Raw genomic sequence first — 1,742 nt, 5'->3', positions numbered from 1 at the left:
GAGGCTGTCGCATGAATCTGCCCGGGCTCGGATGAGCCGGGGCGGCAGGGCCGAGCGGCCCTGCGGTTCAGGCGGTGGCGGCCGCGGTGCGGAGTTTGAGGAGGTTGTGGACGCTGCAGATCAGGCGCCATTCGGCGTGGACGGCGGGCATTCCTCGCCTGGTGAAGCGGCGGTAGCCGAGGTTGTTCTTGATGTTCCCGAAGACGGGTTCGATGCTGTGCTGCCGTTTCCGGTAGGCCTTGGAGCCGGCTTCGCTTGCGAGCTTGGCGTCCATGGCGTGCCGGGCGATCTCGGGGTCGACGGCTTCGCCTCGGACGTGGGCGAGCATGGTGTTGACCCGGCCTGCGGACACCTGCAGCTGATCGCAGGCGGCGCGTTTGGAGATCTCTCCTCGGGCGAGCTTCTCGATCACGGGCATCCATTCGTCGGGTTCGGGTTGGGCGGTGCGGGCTTGGCGTGGCCCGTCTTTGCCGAAGTAGCGTTTGGTCATGTCTCTGACCCAGGTGTAGGAGACCCCGAGGATCTCCCCGGCCTGACGGAGCGAGAGCTCTCCGCGGTTGACTCTGGCCAGGACGGCGAGCTTGTCATCATCGGGGATCTCGGCCCGCCGCCAAGCCTGTTTCCGCGTCGCGATCAACACGTCCGCGCCGACCTCGGCGGTGGCGTTCGCGCCGGTCCAGTAGCCCGCATCGGCGACGAACGTGCCGACCTTTCCGGCGCCTGCCTCGGCGAAGTTCTCCGAGACCGCGGCGGCGATCGGGACGAAGTGAGGCTGATCGTTCGTGGTCGCGGTGACCTCCGCCGCCACGACGATCTGGTCCTTGGTCGCGGCCGTCTGCGCGTTGTAGCCCTGCATCACTCCGCGCGCCTTATGCGCGATGATCCGCGAGTGCGGGTCTGTGGTGTTCGCCTTCCGCGCCCCGGGCCGCTTCACAGCGTCAGGCTTCGGCTTGGGGCCTCGGATGCCCTTCCCCGTGGCGGCCTCCTTCGCTGCCCGCTCTGCCATGCGCGCCTCGTAGTCCCGGGCCTTCTGCCCGTCCAGCTCGGCCAGCGCCGCCCGGATCCGCTCTCGCCGGCCCCGCCCTCCTGACCAGTCATCAGGCAACTCGCTGCCCGATCGGTCGCCGTGCTGTTCGTCCTCCGCGGCATCGACCTCCGCGGCTTCGGCGAGCACCGCAGCGGCCAGTTCATCCCGGGTACGGTTGGCGAAGTACGACGCGTCCGCTTCGATCTTCGTCCCGTCGATCGCGACCAGCCCCGCATCGACCAGCCCCGCCTTCACGCAGAGCCCCAGGACCTGCGAGAACAACGCGGCGATCGCATCCTGATGCCGCGCCCGGAACCGCGCCAGCGTGGCGTGATCGGGAGTCTGGTTCACCGCGATCACCCGATAGGCGACATCCTCGACCAGGCGCTTCTCGATCCGCCGCGAGGAGCGCTCACCGGTGCAGTACGCGTAGATCAACACCCCGAGCATCATCTCCGGGTCGTAGACCGCACCACCGCGCCCGTCAGCGCGGAACGCGGCGTAGAACGCCGTCAGATCCAGCTCCGCGACCACATCGATCACGAAGAACGCCAGATGATCCCCCGGCAGCCAGTCCCGCACCGACGGTGGCAACAGAAACCCCTGATCCCGACCACCCGAACGCACATTCACAACCATACTTAATCATCCCCTGATCAGGCATAAACAAGCATCAGACACGCCCGATCACCCGCAGATTCATGCGACAGCCTCA

1 protein-coding gene is annotated in these 1,742 nt (G+C 67.4%); it reads right to left on the bottom strand.

The window, feature by feature from the left end:
- Positions 1 to 67: 67 nt before the first annotated feature.
- Entirely contained in the window at positions 68 to 1,609 is a 1,542-nt protein-coding gene (locus LL239_RS17465; protein WP_228164597.1) for a transposase, read from the bottom strand.
- Positions 1,610 to 1,742 lie beyond the last annotated feature (133 nt).

This window comes from Microbacterium testaceum (assembly GCF_020781835.1).
In the GTDB taxonomy this organism is placed as follows: Bacteria; Actinomycetota; Actinomycetes; order Actinomycetales; family Microbacteriaceae; genus Microbacterium; species Microbacterium testaceum_H.
This window is presented reverse-complemented; position numbering and strand designations above follow the sequence as displayed.